The sequence below is a fragment of the Cysteiniphilum marinum genome (assembly GCF_014857925.1).
Lineage (GTDB): Bacteria > Pseudomonadota > Gammaproteobacteria > Francisellales > Francisellaceae > Caedibacter > Caedibacter marinus.
This window is the reverse complement of the sequence record NZ_JACYVZ010000103.1, coordinates 1-1,276: the sequence shown is the minus strand read 5'-3', so window position 1 is coordinate 1,276 and position 1,276 is coordinate 1. Positions and strand designations below refer to the sequence as shown.

At 36.2% G+C, this 1,276-nt stretch carries 1 protein-coding gene; it reads left to right on the top strand.

Annotation, left to right across the window (positions count from 1 at the left end; genetic code table 11):
- Window positions 1–17: 17 nt before the first annotated feature.
- A partial coding sequence (locus tag IE867_RS14475) for an IS66 family transposase (RefSeq protein WP_192485409.1) occupies window positions 18–1,276 on the top strand: 1,259 nt, incomplete at its 3' end.

Genomic DNA, 1,276 nt, shown 5'->3' with positions numbered 1-1,276 from the left:
CCTGAAATCAAATGGACATGAGAAAACCAAAGCTGTTAAAAAAGGAAGAGCTTAGCACATTAAGCCTTAAGAATTTTTCTTCTTTGGATTTATCTCAACAACAATTAAGTTACGAAGATTTGCTACATACCGCTAAAATACTTACTGATCGTATAAATATCAATAGCAAAAATAGCTCAATGCCACCCAGTTCTGACTTTTTTGATAAAGATCAAGAAGATAGTAATACAAATACTGACACGCAACATGAGCAAGATAATAATGCTACTAAAAACAAGCAATCTAAACAGCATAATCGTGCAGATGCTAGAAAACCACGTAATCAAGGTTTTGGTAGAACACAAAAATTACCCATTAATGAAGTTATTAATCTAAAGCCTAATTGCTGCAGCGGCTGCAAAGCTAGCTTTGATGACTCTGCTATTTCTAAAGCCTTTGGCGGTTATTATCAGATTGATTTGATCAAAGAATCACTTGGCTATCATGTGATTAATAATCTATATATAACACATCAGACTTATTGTCCGGCATGTGACGTATGGACAAAGTATCAGCCTAATCAATATGTGAGTAAAGATGGTTATATCATCAAAGACAATGGGTTAGTTGGTAGTACATTAGCAAGCGTTTTATCCGTATTGAATAAACGATATAGATTGCCTGTTGGTCATATCAAAAGTCTCATTAGTGACTTGTGGTCACTAGAGGTTGGTGCTGGCACAATTAATCAGGCAATTATTTCATCTGCATTATGTTGCGAGCCATTAGTCGATGAAATTGCAAAAGAAGTGATAAAAAGTGACTTATGCCATATGGATGAAACCGGTTGGTATATTCATCATAAAAGCACATGGCTTTGGGCATGTGTTACTGTCAGTGCTTGTCTGTTTATGATCGGTAGCAGAACAAAGGAAATGGCTCAAATGATGTTAACAGATCGTTTTAACGGCTGGCTTATGAGTGATGGTTATGCGGCTTATCGTCACTATGACAAACGCTTTAGATGTTTAGCACATTTATACCGCAAGGCACGTAGTCTTTCTCAATCGACCGATAGAGAAAACAAGCGCTTTGGCGATCTAACCATGAACTTAATTCAAAGTATCATGAGTAGGATTAAACAAGCCAGAATAAACAATGAATTTTCGATTATTTCTGATTTTAGGTATCGACTGTTTATCTTTAAGGCTCATTGCCTGAAATACAGAAAGAGTCAAAGTGCTAAGGCACAAGCTTTAGCAAAAGAATTCTTAAACGACTGGGACGCGATTTTCAG